Raw genomic sequence first — 16,467 nt, 5'->3', positions numbered from 1 at the left:
GAGGGTGCGGTGCTGTGGAGTGTCGTGGGGGCCGTGGTCACTGAGAGCCTCCGCGGTTGAAAAAGGAGCCGATGATGATGCGGGCAGCGTCGCCGTGCTCGTACTCGCCGAATTCGGCCACGAAGCGGGCCCGGGTGTCGGCGTCGGCTTCTCCCGCGTCCTTCAATGCGTCGATCGCGTTGAAAAACTCATCCTCGGTGAAGGTGACCGGTCCGGGCGCCTTGGACCGCAGGTCGAAGTAGGTGCCGCGTTCAGCGCTCGCATACTCCTCCCAGTCGTGCGCGTAAAAGACCATGGGCCGGTCCAGGAGGGCGTAGTCAAACATCACTGACGAGTAGTCAGTGATCAGAGTATCGGCGAGCAACATCAGCTGGGTGACGTCGTGGTGGGAGGTGACGTCGATGACGATGTCGCCTACGGAAGGCGGCAGTACGACACGGCTGAGGTAGTGGGCGCGCACGAGCAAGGTGTAACGGCCCCCGAAGCGTTCGGCGAACGCTTCCGCATCGAAGGGCAATGCGAAGTCGCGCACCTGGCCGCCGAACGTGGCCCGGAACGTGGGTGCGTACAGCAGTACATCCTTGTCGTCTGGGATACCCAACGCCTGCGCCAGCGGCCCGCGGTGTCGTCTGCCGGTTCGGCGCTCCTCCTCGCGTGCGGCCACGAGCGCGTCGTTGCGGGGGTAGCCGCTCTTGATGAGGGTCTCGTCGCGGAGATGGAAGGCCTTGGCAAGGGTGCGGACATCATGCTCGGAGCGGATGAGGAAGTGGTCGAATCGGTTCAGTGCCCGCTGGTAGTGAGCGCGTGCCGCCTGGCTGCGGGCCCGGTAGGTCGGCTCGTCGAATCCCATTCGTTTCAGGGCCGAGCCGTGCCAGGTCTGGATGTAGGTGGTGCCGGGCCGTTTGGCGAGCTTGAGCGGCATGCCCTGGTTGTCGATCCAGAAGTCTGCCTGTGCGAGGGCCCGCAGGTGCCGCCAGCTCCAGCGCCGTACCAAGGTTGCATCAGCGGGGAAGCCTTCGGGTCGGCTTTCCGCATGGGACCATACGGGCCGGAAGGCAACGCCTTGACGGCGCATCTCCTCGTACAGGGCACGGGGGCTGTCGCTGTAGTGCTTGCCGAGGTTGCTTTCGAAGACGACAAGCCCCTTACGGATCGGCAGGCGGCACAAGACCTTGTGATACACGCGGATCTTCGTGTCGCCGGAGTTGAGCCGTTGCTTGGCCCGGCGGCCTTTGCGTACCGCGTCCTTGATCAGGGAACCGGCCGGGCCCGCGATGGCCAAGCGCACCATCTCGCTCGAGTGCCGAGCGGCAGGGCCGTGCGCGGTCAGGACAAAGGAGAGGTGGCCTCGGCGCGAGACGCTCGGTTCCAGGCGGTCGGCGACAAGCCGGGTCAGCCGGGGCCGCACATGCAGCGGCGAGGCGTCGCTGAGCTGGGCGCTGGTCGCCGAAAGCCGGGTGCGCAGCGGTACGCCGTCGACGTCGAGCAGGAGTCGTACGTCCCAGACCGTGTCGATGACGCCGAGGGGACGCAGCTGTTTGGCGAGGTGCACCTGCGCCTGCCATTCAAGGGACTGCTCGGTGCGGCGCAGTGAGGTGAGGGGGAACCGGAAGGCCTTCGGCGATCGGCGCCGGGCGCGGAACTCCAGCTGGGCTCGAATGCGCGAGTCGCTTTTGATGCGACCCAGCGGGTTCACGATGCTACCGGCAAGCGAGACAGCACCCCGTCCGTCGTCTTCGTAGTGGGTGAGTTCGTTGCGGAGGAAGAGCTGCCGGAGGGGGCGGACGGGCCAGCCGGAATCGGTGACGTCGAGAATGCGGCGGCCTGCGGGATCGTCGAGGTGTTCGGCGCACCAGTAGATGCGGCCGTCCCGCTCGTTCAGCGGCGAGGAGAGTTTGCCCGGGTTGGTGAGCGAGTCCGCCGCCGGCAGAAGGTTTCGCATGTCCCCACGGGCCATCAGGTAGGCGCAGATCGCCTGGAGGGGCTGCGCCTCGGCGTAAGCGTCGGGGTGCAGGGCGGCGAGGTAGGGGCGGGCCAGATCGGCGATTCTGTGCCGGTTTTCGGCATCCAGCAACGGCAGATCCTGCAGGTGGAGGACGAGGTCGTGCTTGAGGAACTTCACGTCTTTGTGGAAGCGGAGGTCCGTCATGCCGTACTCGGCCAGCAGTTCGTCCACCCGACGGTGGATCTCCATGCGGTGCGCGAAGTTCGTGATCTCGTGGCGCCGGCTTGAGATGGACCTTGTCGTCGTCTTGTCGTACACGTTCCAGGAGTAGACATGGTTGGGGATGAGGGTGATGCGCCGCGCAGCGACATAAGCCTGGGCGGTGAAGAGCAAGTCCTCGTAGGGCAGGCCGGCCAGGAAGGTCAGGTCCCATTCACGAAGGAAGTCGCGGCGGTAGCACTTGTTGGTGGACAACGTATCGAACGCCAGAAGGCCAGGAAGCTCGGCGATGGACTCGAGGGTGCGGGTCTGGGAGTACAGCCACGGGTGCCACTCGACACGTTTGCCGTCTCTGGAGTCGACATGGACCCGTACGCACATGCCCGAGACGATGTCGGCGTCGCTCTGCTCAGCAGCATCCACCATGTTGCGGCAGGCGTCGCGGTGCAGCGTGTCATCACTGTCGAGGAACATCACGTATCGGCCGCGCGCTGCCTCGAGACCCCGGTTGCGCGGCGCGCCGCAGCCGCCGCTGTTCTCCGGCAGGCGATAGGCGCGGATGCGGTCAGGCCGGCCGGCAGCAAGGGATTGTGCCGTCTCCCACGAGCCGTCAGTGCTGTGGTCGTCGACGATCAAGACCTCCACACCTCGGTAGGTTTGCGCGACGACGGAGGCGACAGCGGCGGGCAATCGCTTGGCGTCGTTGTAGACGGTCACGACCACGGAGATGTCGGGAGAGTTCACATTCTTCCCATCTGCTACGTTCTGTGCCGCTTACATTACTTGCTGCAATGGTCGGGGCGATCGACTGCGGCAACGTCGGGAATGTCGTACGCAGGAGTTGCCCACAACCGGACCGGCACAACGCCAGTGAGCTCAGCGCTCTCCAACCTGCTGGAGTTTCCCCCAGGCCGGTGGTTAGCGTTTCCGCAGGTCCCGCACGTGGTTTCGTCATCCGGGTGATGGCTGTGCAGCGGCCCGTGCGGACTGTTTTGACGGTCTGCGCTGCGTGACGGGAGACGGGTGACTTCACTTTGCGGGTGCTGACGCGGGTTCGCCGTGCAGGCGCCAGGGGCGACGACTCGGCGGCCGATCTCCCCGATGCCCTGCGAAGACTCCTTGCGCACATACCCAGCAGGTCACGCGCGGTTTGGGGGGCGATGGTGAAGCCGGGAGCGGTCGGGAGCGGTGCCCGGCACGGACTCCGCCGCCTCGACCACGGTGCGGCGCAGGAGCCGGTAGAAGAGGTGAGCAGGGCCCACAATCTCCTGCTCGACGCCGGCCGGGTCGCGCGAGCGCAGGGCACGTCCCTGCAGGATGGTGTGAGGCAAGGCGTCGTAGTAGACCGCTCATGGCAAAGACGCACGAGACGGCCGGCGGGGTAACGGCGGGCATCCGGGGATGGTGTCCCCCGTCGTGGTGTTGCCGATCAACTGGTGGGCGTGTTCGGGGTGTTGGGTAGTGCGGGGGCGCTTTCGGGGCGTTCGGAGTAGAGCTCGTCCATGCTGCCTTCGGGGAGGTAGCGGCGGGGGAAGGCGATCCATTCGTCGTGCATCTCGAACAGCACGGCGGTGACGAGCCGCAAGAGCGCGTCGTCGTTGGGGAAGACCTGGACGACGTCGGTGCGGCGCTTGATCTCCCGGTTGATCCGCTCCAGCGGGTTGGTCGACTGGATCTTCTTCCAGTGCCTCGGTGGGAAGTCCGCGAATGCTGTCAGGTCTTCCTTCGCGTCGAGGAGCATGGCTTTGACCTTGGGGAACTGGGTGCCGAGCATGTCCGCGACGGTGTCGAGCTGGGTGCGCACGAGGCCGGCAGTGGGCTGGGTGAAGATCGTGCGGATCGTCGCGGCAACCATTTCACCGGAGTCCCGGTCGATCACGCCGAAGACGTTGCGCAGGAAATGAACCCTGCACCGCTGCCAGGCGGCGCCCAGCATCACCTTGCGGACCGCGGCGACCAGACCCGAGTGCTGGTCGGTGACGACGAGGCGGACCCCGGACAGTCCGCGTTCACGCAGGGAGCGCAGGAACTCCTTCCAGAACGCCTCGCTCTCGCTGTCTCCGGCCATCAGGCCCAGGACCTCGCGGTTGCCGTCCTCGGTGATGCCGGTGGCCACCACGACGGCCCGGGAGACAATCTGGTGGTTGACCCGCCCCTTGCAGTACGTGGCATCCAGGTAGACGTAGGGGAAGCGGACATGGTCGAGTGGGCGGGTGCGGAACGCGGTCAGCGGTTCGTCCAGCGCCGCGCAGATCCGTGAGACCTCCGACTTCGAGATGCCGCTGTCCCCACCCAGGGCTTTGACCAGGTCATCCACGCTGCGGGTGGACACACCGTGCACGTATGCCTCCATGATCACGGCATAGAGGGCCTGGTCGATCCGGCGCCGCCGTTCCAGCAGTGACGGGAAGAAACTGCCGGTGCGGACCTTGGGGATCTCCAGGTTCAGGTCGCCGGCCAGCGTGGTCAGCACCTTCTCGCGGTGCCCGTTGCGGATGGTGGTCCGCGTCGGCGTGTGCTCGTTCCACTCCGCACCGATATGGGCACTCGCCTCGGCCTCGATCAGCTCCTGCACCATCCGCTCGGCGATGGTGCGGATGAACTCGATTCCGTCGGTCGAGCGTAGTGACTCAAGCAGCCGTATCAGCTCAGACTGGGACAGGGCCATCGTGTACTCCTCGTGGTTGAACTGGCTGTTCACCAAGAAGAGTTACGCGGTGGCCCACCCCCTGTTCAGGGAGCGGCACTCACCCGTGGAAGTGCGCCCCGGGCAGACGCCCGCGCACTCCCAGCCGCTGATCCGCAACACCACGACGAGGGACACCATCCATCCGGGCGTGGTTGCCGGACGGTAGGAGCCCTCGAAGTCGGCGTCGGCGCAGGTGAGGCTCACCCGGGCTTCGATGATGCGCGCCGGGACGCCGCCGATGGCCGAGAGATGGGACGAGTCGTCGAGTGGCTGGAGGACCGGTGGCCGCAGGCGCCGGGAGATGCGGCCCGGGACCGTGCGCCGGTGGCGTGCACGGCGGCGAGGAAGTCCTTGCCGTCGAAACCCCGATCCCCCGGCACCGGCATCTCGGGGCCCAGACGGTGCGACACCCCGACGGCAGGGTGGGTGAGGAAAAGTCCCGCCCTCGCGGGAGGCAAGGGCGGGAGTGACTCGTCAACCGATGGCGGCGAGTTTAGATGTGCGTGACGGTGGCGACCACTCGTCCCGCTTCAGGGGTGCTGGGGTCGCCGTATCGGACTTCGATGCGGTGAGCGGTGTAGTCGGGCCGGAACATTGCGGCTTGCCAGGTGCCGACAGTCGACACCTGTACATCGTCGCCGACCGCGAACTTCCCGGCGTGCTCGGAGGTGTCGGGGTTCCAAAGGAAGTAGCGTCCTCCGGGCTCGACACCAGGGTCGCTGTCCAGGCGGAGCAGCCACGTCGTGGAGCCGCTGATAGTCGACATCGGGGTCCAGCGCACATTGTCAAGCTGCAGGTCAGCAGCAGCGCTGGTGACCGGTGCCTGCGGAGGAGAGGTGTCGGCAAATGCGGCTGGTGCGGAGAGTCCGCTCAGGAAAACTGTGGCAGCCGCCAGTGCTATGACATGGTGTCGCTTCGAGCGTGGCATGCGGTGTCCTTCCGTGGTGGGCCGGTTCTTTGGTGCCGGCCGTTGAAATGGGGCGCGCCAGCCTTGTGCCGGGTGGCGGCAGGCTTGTGCGACAGGCAAGGGGCCAGGGGGCCGCGTCCCTGTCGGCAGAGGGGGTCCGCAAGACTCATCTGGGCAAGCCGCTCGGCATGCACGCCTGCGGTTGCCCAGGTGATGTCAGAACGCGGGCGCAAGCTGCCAGCGGTATCAAAAGAGCGTCAGGGGCACGCTGTTCGCAGTGTCCGCCTGCCGGCTCTTTCGACTCCGGCACTGTTCACGTGGCACATACTTCGTCTCCGGAAGATCGAAGTCCGGTCAGCCTTGCACGCCGATTTCCACGGCAGCAAACCAGGGCGATCTTATTCAGCCCAGCCAGAACCCCTTTTGTGTGCCTGGCGAAGTGACTGCAGTTGGCTGGGATCCACCGTCGCGCGGCTGGTGCTTGTGCGGGATTCATCCCCTGCGTGCCCACGACTCTCAAGCCTGGGCTCCAGCGTGATTCAAGGGCCTCGCCGATGGATTGCCTGGACATTGCGACCCTACTGAAGGGCGGGGGCTTCGCCTTGGATGCACAGGATCCTGGCCGAATGTCTTCTGGCGGGTTCACACAGTGTGCAAAGCATCGACTCCATCGGGCATGGCCGGAAACAGTACGGTTGGTGGAGAAAAAGATTGAGCAGCGTCGGCACCGAATGCAGTGAGCAGTCCAGGAATACATCAACGGACTGCCCTATAGGGCAGTATAGGGCTCCCCATTCTGCTCGAAAGGGAAGGGCGGGGCTCGGTGCCTGGCTAAAGCGTCAACCGGCAAGCAGACGCCCCTGTCCCGAAGCTTTTTGGCCGACTGCGCGAAGATGCGCAGCTGCTTGAACTCCACCGCAGCCACTACCCGTACCGGACCACCCCTCGACGCCACGGGCTCCGGCCGACGCCCATTCAAAACGGTTGGTCATCGTTGCCGGTGGGCAGCCAATTCGAGTGGGTGGGACATCGTGGAACGCGTCGTTGCGGAGCATCGCAAACAGCACGTCGGCCCGCCGTCCCGTGAGGCACAGGAGCGCTTCGGCATGGCGCTTGCCCTGGGCTCTGTCCCTGTCGTAGTGGGCGCAGGCAGAGCTGATCGGTCCTGGCTGCGAACGCAGTAGGAAGAAGCCTGTTTGAGCGGCAGCGGGCCACCGGCGTCGGGCCAAAGGTCAAAATCCGCTGCAGGAGCGCGCTTGAGCCAACGCCTCATTCGGCACTGGCCGATAATGAACTCCACGATTGCCCGGCACCGATGCCGGCGATCTACGGTGTGCGCCAAGGTCGGACACGCAGCTGTACTGGCTGCGGTCGTGACGATTGGCCTACAAAAAAAGAGGTAGCAGTGTATTCAAAGCGCACACTCGTGGCGGTAGTAGCGACGTGCTGTGGAATCATGGGCGCCGCAGCACCTGCCGCGCACCCCGCCCCGTCGCCGGGTATCGCGGCGCAACCTCTGGCGACCGGCGAGACATTATCTCCGGCCGAGGTTTCCGGCCTCCGTCTGGACAACCTCAAGTGGGTACAGAGGGGCCAGCTCGGAGGTCCGCCGAGCTGGCGCCTCGTACTCGACAAGTATCCTGCAGTGGATGGACACGGGGTGTTCTTCACATACGACCTGCTTCACGAGCAGCAGGGCAGCGGTTTCGTTACCGGCGACATCGCGCGGTCGACCGTGGAGTCACCCTCGCTGGTACAGATCAGAAGGGGCGCGGCAACAAACGTAGCCGTTATGTATGGCGACCCCAACCACGTCGAAGAGGCGCTGTACATTGCGGGTGCGTACGACTCCGGCATCACCACGGCAGGCTCCTCGCACACACAAGGCACGGAGTTCCTCGCACACAATGCCGTGCGTAACCCCTCCGACACCTTCGACGGCAGGCCTCTGTTCCGCTTGATCAGCGATGCAGACCGCGAAGACGGGCAGGGCATCTACTTCGCCTACGTCCCCGCCACCGCACAGGTCCGTCCGGTCGGTCTCGGGCAGCACCACCCGCGGGAGTGGCGAGAGGTCATCTTCACGGTTGCACAAGGGGAGCGGAAGACCGAGATCCGCTACGGTGACCCGGCACTACCGGACCGCGCCGAGACCGTCGCATGGGTTGCTGCGGTGCAGCGTTCGGACGCGGCGACTGATTGAGAAACCCTTCGCGAATCCGGGTAGCGGCGTCATGATGTGGAATGACATTCGGATGGCGCGGTGATCGGAAAGATCGCGGCATAGCAACGGGACCTGGCTCTAGCGTGCGGGCTCTCTACTTCCGCAACACGCCGAAACCGAGGTCCCGTTGGTGCGCCTCAGTACATCCGAGTCCGTGGAGCCGGGCAAATCGGCTGCTCACGGCTGTGCCTGTATAGGCGCATCGAGCGGGGAACACGGCCGATGGCACGCTGCGGGAGCGCGTGTACTCCTCGGACCTCGCGGTGCTGTACCTGGTGAACAACGGGATCAAGTGGGCCGAGATGCCGGTGGACTTGCCGCCGTGGAAGGCGGTCTACCGGTTCTTCCGCCGCTGGCAGCACCCTTCAAGGTCATCGGTTTCGAGAAGGGCTCTCAGTTTCTGCTCGACCGTCGCGGTCTCGGGCGACGGATCCGCCTGGTCAACGGCGGCCACGAACTCGGTGACAGTGTCAGTCACTCGATGCCTCTTCCATGACCATCAATTACACCGGTGAGCACACAGACCCACTCCTCGCGGTTCATCCGGTTCTTGGGTCCGTCTGAAGCCGATTCCGTGCCGGGTGGGGCCGGGATCACGTGTCTTGAAATCCTCGCCCACCTAATGGAGGGCGATTCCCGTCTGGCTGCCGGATGTCCGGCTTGCGTTCGGGTGGGTTCCTGCTTCATCGCGCTGTGCGGGCACGGATGCCCGTCTTACCTGCGCTCCACAGGCTGAAACGGCTGGTCCAGCCGCCTTGGCGACGTTGACCGCCGCGTTGATGTCCCGATCGAGGACGGCCCCGCACGCCCCGCACGTCCATTCCCGGATGTGCAGCGGCTTGGGGCCGTCCTTGACGCCGCACTGCGAGCACACCTGAGAGGTCGGCTCGAAGCGGCCGATCTTCACGAGGGTGCGCCCGTACCGGGCGGCCTTGTACTCCAGCATCGCCAGGAACGCCGACCATCCGGCGTCGTGCACGGACTTGGCCATGCGCGTACGGGCGAGCCCCTTGACCGCCAGGTCTTCCACCGCGACCGCTTGGTTTTCGCGAATCAGCTTGGTGGAGAGCTGGTGGTGGAACTCGCGCCGTGCGTCGGCCACCTGCGCATGGGCACGGGCGACCTTGATACGGGCCTTGGTCCGGTTGTTGCCGGCCTTGGCCTTGCGGGACAGGCGGCGCTGTTCCGCCTTGAGCTTCTTCTCGGCCCGGCGCAGGAAGCGGGGGCTGTCGATCTTCGTGCCGTCGGAGAGGATCGCGAAGTGGGACAGGCCCAGGTCGATGCCGACCTTGGGCGTGACCTCGGGCAGAACCTCGTTCGCGTCGGTTTCCACGATGAAGCTCGCGAAGTACCGCCCGGCCGCGTCCTTGATCACGGTCACCGTGGACGGGACCGAGGGAAAGGAGCGGGACCACTTCACGCTCACATCGCCGACCTTCGGCAGGCGCAGCTTCCCGCCGGGAGTGATCTTCCATCCGGCGTTGGCGGTGAACCGTACGGCCTGCCGGTTCCTTACGGCTCTTGAAGCGGGGCGGCCCCATCCTGGGGCGCTTGCCCTTGAGGGAGTCGAAGAAGTTCCGGTACGCGGTGTCCAGGTCCCGAAGGGACTGCTGGAGGATCACCGAGGACACTCCACCGAGCCATGCCCGCTCCGGCGTCTTCTTCGACGCGGTGAGCCGCTTGGACAGCTCGCCGGCGGTGATGAACGGCAGCCCGGCGGCGCGGGCGTCCTCGCGGACGCGGAGCGCGTCGTTGAAGACGACCCGCGAGCACCCGAACGCCCTGGCCGGCGCCGAGCGCTGAGGGCCGTTCGGGTATAGGCGGAACCCATACCGAAGCTGCATAGCGATCATCATACATACTTGGTTCATGTCACCACGCTGGAACCCAAACCCCGATGTACGCACCGGCCGCCACGTCGTCTACAACCTGCACGTTCATTTGGTCTTCGTCACGAAGTACCGGCGCAAGGCCATGACGGACGCCATGCTGACGCGCTGCGAAGAGATCATGAGGGAGGTGTGCGCCGACTTCGAGGCCGAGCTGAAACAGTTCAACGGCGAGGACGATCACGTACATCTCCTCGTGCACTACCCGCCAAAGGTCCAGCTCTCCAAGCTGGTCAACTCCCTCAAGGGCGTATCCACACGGCTGCTGCGCAAGGAGTACGACGCTCACGTGCGCCGATACCTGTGGGGCGGTCACTTCTGGTCCGGCTCGTACTTCGCCGGAAGCTGCGGCGGGGCGCCCCTGACCGTCGTGAAGCAGTACATCGAGAACCAGAAGCGCCCCACGGGCTGAGGGCAACACTTCGGACCCGTGCCCACAGCGCGGGTCAGAGCAGTCCTGAGATGGCCTTCACCCCCGGCGTAAACGCCGGAGCACTGGCCAAGATTAAAGGTAGACGGTCGACCGGTGCCCGACGTGCACGACCCAGACGACCAGCTCGCCGTTGTCGATGGTGTAAGTGACTCGATAGTCGCCGATTCGCAAGCGGCGGCGCTCCGGCTGGGATACGAGCGCAGTGGTGTGAAAGCCCAGAGGGTCGCTCTCCAGTTCTGTCAGCTTGGCCAGGATGCGAAGAGCTGCGTCTCGGGGGATTTTCCGGAGTTCAGCCTGCGCCTCCGGACGGAAGACGGTGCGGTATTCACTCACTGCGTGCCAGCGTCTCCTTCATGACGTCCTCGATCGGAACACCGGCCGCGCGGTTCGTCATGCGCTCATCGACGATGCGGTTGATCTCGCGCTCTTCCCACTGCTGGTATTTGCGCAGGACGTCTATCGAGACGACGGCGGCGACCTCTTTGCCTCGACGGGTGATCACGGTTGGCTGGTCGTCGCGGTCGGCCCGCTCGACGACGTCGGCCAGGTGCGCGCGAACGTCACGGATGGACTCTGTGGGCATCTGCGTCATGCCCTCAAAGGTACCGGGTGTTCTATGTGTACACAACGGGTGAGTAGAGCTTCGACTGCATCAAGTAGGTCAGACACTGGCCCCCCGTTCCGATCTCCTTCAGGAGCTGCCTGAGCCCGGATCCACCGGCTTGATTCCGGAGTGATCATTTCAGAGAGGACAGTCCCCCATCAGAGGCTCGGCCGCCGCCTTGTCGGGTATCGGATTCTCTGAGAATATGAGGTCATGAAGATGGTGACCGCTACCGAAGCATCACGGAACTTCGCCTCCGTGTTGGACAGTGCGGAACGCGGCGAAACCATCGTGATCACCCGCGGGGGCAAACGCCTGGCCGTGCTCGGCCCGGCGCCCAAAGCCACCGGCCGGGCGATGAAGGATGCTCTCCTGCCCTACGTCGGCACCCTCGACGACGCCTTCGAGGGCGATGTGATGGGCTCCCGTGATCTGCTAACCCTGGACGATCCGTGGAACGACTGATCCTGGACACCGGCGTATTGATCGCGGTCGAGCGCCGGAAGGTCGTCCTCGACCATGTACTCGCGGACGATGACGACCCGGTGATCGCCGCCATCACGGCCGCGGAGTTGCTCCAGGGCGTCGAACTGGCCGACGACACCAACCGGCTTGCCCGCCAGTCATTCGTCGACGCCATCCTCGCCACAATTCCGGTCGAGGATTACACCGTGGACATTGCGCGAGCTCATGCGCGGCTGCTCGCCCACATACGCAGAGCCGGCCAGCCCAGAGGAGCTCACGATCTGATCATCGCGGCAACCGCCCTGACCACCGCACGCACAGTGGTCACCTACGACAAGCGAGCTCGCTTCGACGACCTTCCCGGTGTTCGTGTACGTCGGCTGTGACGGGCCCGGACGATTGACGGCACCTCGGCTGCTCACCTCGAAACCCGAAAACAATTCGACGAACTCCTCCAAACTGAACGGGAAATTCGGGCAGGCCCTTCAATCCGTCGCAGGCGACGATGCACACGTCCTCGATGCCGCGGTTGCGCAGCTCGGACAGGACCGTCATCCAGGTCGTGGCGCCTTCGCCCTCATCCCCGACCCACAGGCCCAGGACGTCCTTGCAGCCGTCCATGTCAACGCCGACCGCGAGGTGGACCGGCTTCGAAGCGACCGATCCGAGCTGATCGGGACCGGTGAGACCTCCACTTCGTACATGCCGGCGAGGTGGGAGCGGATGCCGCGCACGCTCATGCCACGGGCGTACAGCGACAGGATCTGCCCGTTGAAGCCCGCGAGCCGTCTGGCGTGCCGGGGCGAGGAGCGGCGCGACCGTATCGAGACGAAATGGGGCTGTCGCCTACCGCATCCACCTGGACGTGGAACCTGGCCGCTGGTACTTCACCGCGTCGTGGACCAGGCCCGTGGTGCAGACGATCTGGCTGGAGAGCGCACTGGCCCAGGGCATGGCCGGTGCGGACACCAACGCGGACCACTTCGCCGCCTACCGGCTCGACCGGCACGGCAACCCGACGGGCGATCCGCGGCGCTTCCCCTACGACCTGTCGGGCACCGCCGACCACCGCGACGCCCAGATCCGGCACGCTCTCACCCAGCTTCTGTACTGGACCAAACAGGCCGGGGTGAACGCGATCGGCATGGAGAACCCGGACTTCGCCGCCGAGAAGACCCGGGAGAAACACGGACGCAAGAAGCGGTTCCGGCAGCTTGTCTCCGGCATGGGCGTTGTCACGTTGTCGGCAGTGAGCTCGGCTGATGACGCGTCAGGACGTGCCAGGGCTCGGAGTAACCCGCCGTTCATGCCGTGGCGGACAGGCCGGTGGTGCCGGTGATGTGGCTCACCCCGGACACCGGCTCTCACGTCACGGCCCGTACCACTTCTCCCGCCCCCATAATGGACCCATGTCCTCCAGCCCACAGCACCCCGTGCCCGCCCCGAGGGACCTCTCGGGAGCGGACAGCCAGGACCTCGCGCTGTACCGGGAAAAGTTCCGGCGGCGTCTGCCAGAGTCGCTGGACGAGTTGCACGGCCCCACTCAGGGGGTCGTGGAGCTGCCGGTGCACATGGCCTGGTCGGGGATGACCTCGTACGACATGAGCAAGCCTCGCCAGCGCATGGGCCTGTACCGCACCGTCCTGCACGAGGGCCTACACGACGATCTGCCCCGCTACCTCAACCAGGATCTGCTCCTCCAGATGTGGCCCGTCCTGCGCACCCTCGTCGGTCGCACTGTGCGCACCGTATGGGAAGACGCCTTCCCCCAGCTCACGCTCCGCACCCGGGCAGCCGCGTGACGGACATGCCGGAGCTGCACACACGGCTCCTGGCGGATGTGATCGCCCTCGGGGCCCCATATCCCTTGGTCCTCACCGGCGGATATGCCGTGCGGGCGCACCGCCTCGTGAATCGCCCCAGCCAAGACCTCGATGTCGCCACCGAGAACCCGGCGCCCATGGCCGATATCGCGGCCGCGCTCCGTAGCGGTCTCGAAGCACGAGGCTGGCAGGTGCAAGCGCTGGAGACCGCCCCGCTGTCCGCCCGCTTCACCGTATCCGATCCTGAAACCGGGCAGGACTGCGAAGTCGACATCCTCAAGGAGATCTTCTGGCGGCCGGTCGCCCAGAGTCCGTACGGGCCCGTCCTCGCGGCGGAGGACGTGATCGGGACCAAAGTCCGCGCCCTGGCCGACCGCGGGGCGCCCCGCGACCTGATCGACGTTTTCGCGGCCTCTCGCCGCTGGGCCAACGCCGAGCTGGAGGAGTTCGGCCGCCGCCACGCCCGTGGCCGGTTCGAGCACGAGGATCTGCAGTCGAACCTCACAGGCGCCGAGTGGACTGACGACGAAGCCTTCGCCGCCTATGGGCTCGGTGACGCCACAATCACCGCTCTCCGCGCCTGGGCCGTGCAGTGGGCCGACGACCTCGCGGCGCGTCTCCTGGAAGAGGCCGATGGTCCGGACATCAACTGATCACAGCCAGATTCCATCCTGGCCCATCTGGCCGCTCCACCCGTTGTCTGAGGCCGAAGCCCGGCACCGCGAGCGGCGGGACCGTACCGACTGCGTTCACGGGCGGGCGGCGCAGGTCGGGCGGTGCGGATGTCGGGGCCGGCCGGGTGGGCTCCAGGGAAGGCAGCACCGAAGTCAAACCTCTCCAACACCAAGACCAAGTCGAGGCGCGAAATTCGCCGCGGACAAACCCGCGCTGCTCGCCGAGTTGGGACTCGCCTAGGACTGTTCGCGCTGCCTCGTCGGCTGGTGGGAGTTCTCCGCCTGGTTGTTCAGCTTTTTGTGGGAGCGGTGCTCCACCGAGGGCATCACCTCCCGGTGCGCGGCTGCGTAGGCGAGCTTGTCCGTGACGACCACCCGGGGCACCTGCCCGGTCCCCTTCAGCAGCCGGCGGAAGAATCGCCTGGCCGCGGCCTTGTCCCGCCGGTTCTGGACGAGGATGTCGAGAACATTGCCGTCGGCGTCGACGGCCCGCAACAGGTACTTCTGCACACCGTTGATCCTGATGAACACCTCGTCGAGATGCCACGTGTCACCCGGGCTGCGGACGCCTGCGGCGCAGCCCGTCAGTGTAGGCCTGGCCGAACTTCACACACCAGCGACGCACGGTCTCGTGGGAGACGACCACGCCGAACTCCAGCATCAGCTCTTCGACCTCGCGGTAGCTGAGCGGAAGCGGAAATACAGCCACACGCAGTGCGAGATGACCCCGACCGGGTAGCGGTGGTTCTTGTATGACGGCCCCGCATCCGACACCACCGGCTCCCCGCCCCGCAGAACGAGGCCGGCACCCCGACAGCTGCAGATATCCGACTGGAGAGGATGCGTAGGCGGGAGTGGGGTGCTGAGCCGGACCCACGGCATCTGCAGAATGCAGAATTTTTCGCTACAATGCAGGCATGACTGTCCTCACCATCCGGGACGTGCCCGAAGACCAGGTCCGCGTCCTCAAGACCCGTGCCGCCCAGGCCGGGAAGTCCCTCCAGGCTTACATGCAGGAACTGATCGTCAGGGAGGCCACCAAGCCCACCATCGCGGACATGGCTGCACAGCTGGAGCGCGAAGCCACTGCCCAGTACACGGCCGAGGACGTCCTGGCAGCGATCGACGAGGGACGAGTGGGCCGTTGATCGTCATCGGCACGTCAGCACTGGTGATCTTCCTTACCCATCACGGCACCACCGGCAGCGCCATCCGCAAGCGCGTCAGTGAAGCCACCACGGTCTATGCACCGACACTGATCGACTACGAAATCCAATCAGCGCTGCTGGGGCTGCAGCACGGCGGCAAGCTCACCGAGAAGCAGGTGACCAAGGCCATGGCTGACTTCACGGCGCTACCCCTGGACAAGCACAACACCCTCGCTCTGTGGGATCGGGTCCGCAGCCTCCACGCCAACCTGAGCGCCTACGACGCCCAGTACGTCGCGCTCGCCGAATCCCTCGGCGTCCCGCTGATCACTTGCGACTGGCGGATCAAACGCAGTGGCGCAGCCAAGTGCAGCGTCGAGGTCTTCGGCTCGAGCTGACCTCAACAACCTGCATCAACGGCGCCGGCGGCAACGACCTCATCTGCGCAGGAGCCGGCAGCGGCACCAACGCCATCAACGGCGGACCGGCAACGACCAGTGCACCCCCCTCGGCACCCAATGCGAAAGCGCTCGCCCCCTGACCTCAGTCACTGAGACTTTGAGCAACGGCGCTTCGCCGCGGTCAGCGGCTGGTTTCCTGGGCGCCGGACAGCTGTCGGGCGAAGCGGTGGATCGCTGCGCGCGACTGGACCTTCTCGGCGAGGGCGGGGAACTGGCCGGCGATGGCACTGAGTATCTTCAGCTCCGCCGGGGCGATGTTGACCTCACCGAGGTTGCGTTCGACGGCACGGACGGTGCCCTGCGCCACCTGGTGGGGGGAGACGGTGCGGATGCCGCTGGGCGGGGTGGCGCCGGTGGCGGCGAACATCCCGGCGTCCCGCACGAAGCCCGGCTGGATGAGGGAGACACCCACCCCCGAGCCACGAAGGTCCTGCCGCAGGCTCAGAGCGAAGCCGCGCAGCCCGAATTTCGTGGCGCTGTACAGGGATGTCATGGGGCTGGCGGCCTTGCCGGAGATCGAGCCGACCAGCGCGATGTGTCCGGCGCCGGTTTTGACCATGGCGGGAGCCAGCAGGCGGGCCAGCATCACCGGCGCCCGCAGGTTGACCGCGAGTGCCCGGTCCACCTGCTCGGGGGTGTAGCTGAGGAGTTCTCCGCTGGAGGGAAGGGCGGCGTTGGCGATGAGGATGTCGCATCCGCTGCTCTCCTCGGCGAGCCGGGTGACATCGGCCGGATCGGCCAGGTCAGCGACGATGGTCCGGGCGCCCAGGGGGCCGGCGCAGGCGGCGAGCGCATCGGGGCGGCGGCCTGTCAGCACGAGCTGCGCGCCGCGCGCGGCCAGCGCTGCCGCAAGGGCCTGCCCGATGCCGCCGGTCACGCCGGTCAGGAGAATGGTGGAGCCCTGGATGCGCATGCCTGCCCTCCGGTCAAACTGTTCGTTCGAACGAACGGTAGAGGGGCGGGGTGGCGCTGTCCACCCCCAGTGC

At 66.0% G+C, this 16,467-nt stretch carries 18 protein-coding genes and 3 pseudogenes; 11 read left to right on the top strand and 10 right to left on the bottom strand.

All coding sequences use genetic code 11. From position 1 onward, the window contains the following. Positions 1 to 37 precede the first annotated feature (37 nt). The 3 genes from OG331_RS48435 to OG331_RS48425 all read right to left on the bottom strand — a co-directional run bounded on the left by OG331_RS48435 (position 38) and on the right by OG331_RS48425 (position 4,832). On the bottom strand, positions 38 to 2,908 hold the full coding sequence (locus tag OG331_RS48435; protein ID WP_406191590.1) for a CDP-glycerol glycerophosphotransferase family protein: 2,871 nt from the start codon (positions 2,906 to 2,908) through the stop codon (positions 38 to 40). 395 nt (positions 2,909 to 3,303) lie between these two features. Continuing rightward, on the bottom strand, positions 3,304 to 3,495 hold the full coding sequence (locus OG331_RS48430) for a hypothetical protein (RefSeq protein WP_406191592.1): 192 nt from the start codon (positions 3,493 to 3,495) through the stop codon (positions 3,304 to 3,306). Positions 3,496 to 3,593: 98 nt separating this feature from the next. Next, positions 3,594 to 4,832, bottom strand: a complete 1,239-nt coding sequence (locus OG331_RS48425; protein WP_406209691.1) for an IS256 family transposase — start codon at positions 4,830 to 4,832, stop codon at positions 3,594 to 3,596. Positions 4,833 to 4,848: 16 nt separating this feature from the next. Between OG331_RS48425 and OG331_RS48420 the strand changes: the two genes are divergently transcribed. Further along, entirely contained in the window at positions 4,849 to 5,019 is a 171-nt protein-coding gene (locus OG331_RS48420; protein ID WP_406191594.1) for a hypothetical protein, read from the top strand. Between the two features lie 327 nt (positions 5,020 to 5,346). Here OG331_RS48420 and OG331_RS48415 read toward each other — a convergent pair whose 3' ends face one another. Beyond that, positions 5,347 to 5,781, bottom strand: coding sequence for a hypothetical protein (locus OG331_RS48415; RefSeq protein ID WP_406191596.1), 435 nt, complete (start codon positions 5,779 to 5,781; stop codon positions 5,347 to 5,349). A 1,639-nt stretch (positions 5,782 to 7,420) separates the two neighbouring features. Between OG331_RS48415 and OG331_RS48410 the strand changes: the two genes are divergently transcribed. Further along, positions 7,421 to 7,963, top strand: a complete 543-nt coding sequence (locus OG331_RS48410; protein ID WP_406191598.1) for a hypothetical protein — start codon at positions 7,421 to 7,423, stop codon at positions 7,961 to 7,963. 263 nt (positions 7,964 to 8,226) lie between these two features. Next, complete coding sequence (locus OG331_RS48405; protein WP_406209492.1) at positions 8,227 to 8,499, top strand: transposase; 273 nt, start codon at positions 8,227 to 8,229, stop codon at positions 8,497 to 8,499. 104 nt (positions 8,500 to 8,603) lie between these two features. Here OG331_RS48405 and OG331_RS48400 read toward each other — a convergent pair. After that, positions 8,604 to 9,828, bottom strand: a pseudogene (locus OG331_RS48400) (RNA-guided endonuclease InsQ/TnpB family protein). A 25-nt stretch (positions 9,829 to 9,853) separates the two neighbouring features. Between OG331_RS48400 and tnpA the strand changes: the two are divergent. Then, the gene (gene tnpA, locus OG331_RS48395) at positions 9,854 to 10,285 is read left to right on the top strand and encodes an IS200/IS605 family transposase (protein ID WP_406191600.1); all 432 of its coding nucleotides are present in this window, start codon (positions 9,854 to 9,856) and stop codon (positions 10,283 to 10,285) included. Between the two features lie 93 nt (positions 10,286 to 10,378). Here the strand turns inward: tnpA and OG331_RS48390 are convergent, their stop codons facing one another. Together OG331_RS48390 and OG331_RS48385 are read right to left on the bottom strand one after the other, a co-directional pair. Then, positions 10,379 to 10,639 carry a type II toxin-antitoxin system RelE/ParE family toxin gene (locus OG331_RS48390; protein WP_406191602.1) on the bottom strand — a complete coding sequence of 87 codons (261 nt, stop codon included), beginning with the start codon at positions 10,637 to 10,639 and terminating at the stop codon, positions 10,379 to 10,381. Continuing rightward, positions 10,632 to 10,898, bottom strand: coding sequence for a type II toxin-antitoxin system Phd/YefM family antitoxin (locus tag OG331_RS48385; protein ID WP_406191604.1), 267 nt, complete (start codon positions 10,896 to 10,898; stop codon positions 10,632 to 10,634). The genes OG331_RS48390 and OG331_RS48385 overlap by 8 nt, the downstream gene beginning before the upstream one ends. A gap of 225 nt (positions 10,899 to 11,123) precedes the next feature. On the opposite strand from OG331_RS48385, the gene OG331_RS48380 reads away from it, so the two are divergent. After that, complete coding sequence (locus OG331_RS48380) at positions 11,124 to 11,375, top strand: type II toxin-antitoxin system Phd/YefM family antitoxin (RefSeq protein WP_406191606.1); 252 nt, start codon at positions 11,124 to 11,126, stop codon at positions 11,373 to 11,375. Continuing rightward, entirely contained in the window at positions 11,363 to 11,761 is a 399-nt protein-coding gene (locus OG331_RS48375) for a PIN domain-containing protein (RefSeq protein ID WP_406191608.1), read from the top strand. The genes OG331_RS48380 and OG331_RS48375 overlap by 13 nt, the downstream gene beginning before the upstream one ends. Here OG331_RS48375 and OG331_RS48370 read toward each other — a convergent pair. Next, positions 11,700 to 11,996, bottom strand: a complete 297-nt coding sequence (locus tag OG331_RS48370) for a transposase (protein ID WP_406191610.1) — start codon at positions 11,994 to 11,996, stop codon at positions 11,700 to 11,702. The two genes, OG331_RS48375 and OG331_RS48370, sit on opposite strands and share 62 nt — an antisense overlap. A 171-nt stretch (positions 11,997 to 12,167) precedes the next feature. Between OG331_RS48370 and OG331_RS48365 the strand changes: the two are divergent. The 3 genes and pseudogenes from OG331_RS48365 to OG331_RS48355 form a co-directional block, all read left to right on the top strand. Next, positions 12,168 to 12,610: pseudogene (locus OG331_RS48365) on the top strand (IS200/IS605 family accessory protein TnpB-related protein); the annotation flags it as partial. Positions 12,611 to 12,784: 174 nt separating this feature from the next. After that, positions 12,785 to 13,177, top strand: coding sequence for a hypothetical protein (locus OG331_RS48360; protein WP_406191612.1), 393 nt, complete (start codon positions 12,785 to 12,787; stop codon positions 13,175 to 13,177). A 5-nt stretch (positions 13,178 to 13,182) separates the two neighbouring features. Continuing rightward, positions 13,183 to 13,851 carry a nucleotidyl transferase AbiEii/AbiGii toxin family protein gene (locus OG331_RS48355; RefSeq protein ID WP_406191614.1) on the top strand — a complete coding sequence of 223 codons (669 nt, stop codon included), beginning with the start codon at positions 13,183 to 13,185 and terminating at the stop codon, positions 13,849 to 13,851. A gap of 264 nt (positions 13,852 to 14,115) precedes the next feature. Here the strand turns inward: OG331_RS48355 and OG331_RS48350 are convergent. Beyond that, positions 14,116 to 14,646 (bottom strand): annotated as a pseudogene (locus OG331_RS48350) (IS6 family transposase); the annotation flags it as partial. 143 nt (positions 14,647 to 14,789) lie between these two features. On the opposite strand from OG331_RS48350, the gene OG331_RS48345 reads away from it, so the two are divergent. Further along, positions 14,790 to 15,020, top strand: coding sequence for a FitA-like ribbon-helix-helix domain-containing protein (locus OG331_RS48345; RefSeq protein WP_406191616.1), 231 nt, complete (start codon positions 14,790 to 14,792; stop codon positions 15,018 to 15,020). Further along, a complete protein-coding gene (locus OG331_RS48340; protein ID WP_406191618.1) occupies positions 15,017 to 15,418 on the top strand; it encodes a type II toxin-antitoxin system VapC family toxin in 402 nt (133 codons plus the stop codon). The genes OG331_RS48345 and OG331_RS48340 overlap by 4 nt, the downstream gene beginning before the upstream one ends. A 184-nt stretch (positions 15,419 to 15,602) precedes the next feature. Here OG331_RS48340 and OG331_RS48335 read toward each other — a convergent pair whose 3' ends face one another. Continuing rightward, positions 15,603 to 16,394, bottom strand: coding sequence for an SDR family NAD(P)-dependent oxidoreductase (locus OG331_RS48335; protein ID WP_406191620.1), 792 nt, complete (start codon positions 16,392 to 16,394; stop codon positions 15,603 to 15,605). Between the last annotated feature and the right edge of the window lie 73 nt (positions 16,395 to 16,467).

The sequence above is a fragment of the Streptomyces sp. NBC_01017 genome (assembly GCF_045162795.1).
Lineage (GTDB): Bacteria > Actinomycetota > Actinomycetes > Streptomycetales > Streptomycetaceae > Streptomyces > Streptomyces machairae.
The sequence above is the reverse complement of the archived record's forward strand: the minus strand, read 5'-3'. Positions and strand labels throughout refer to the sequence as shown.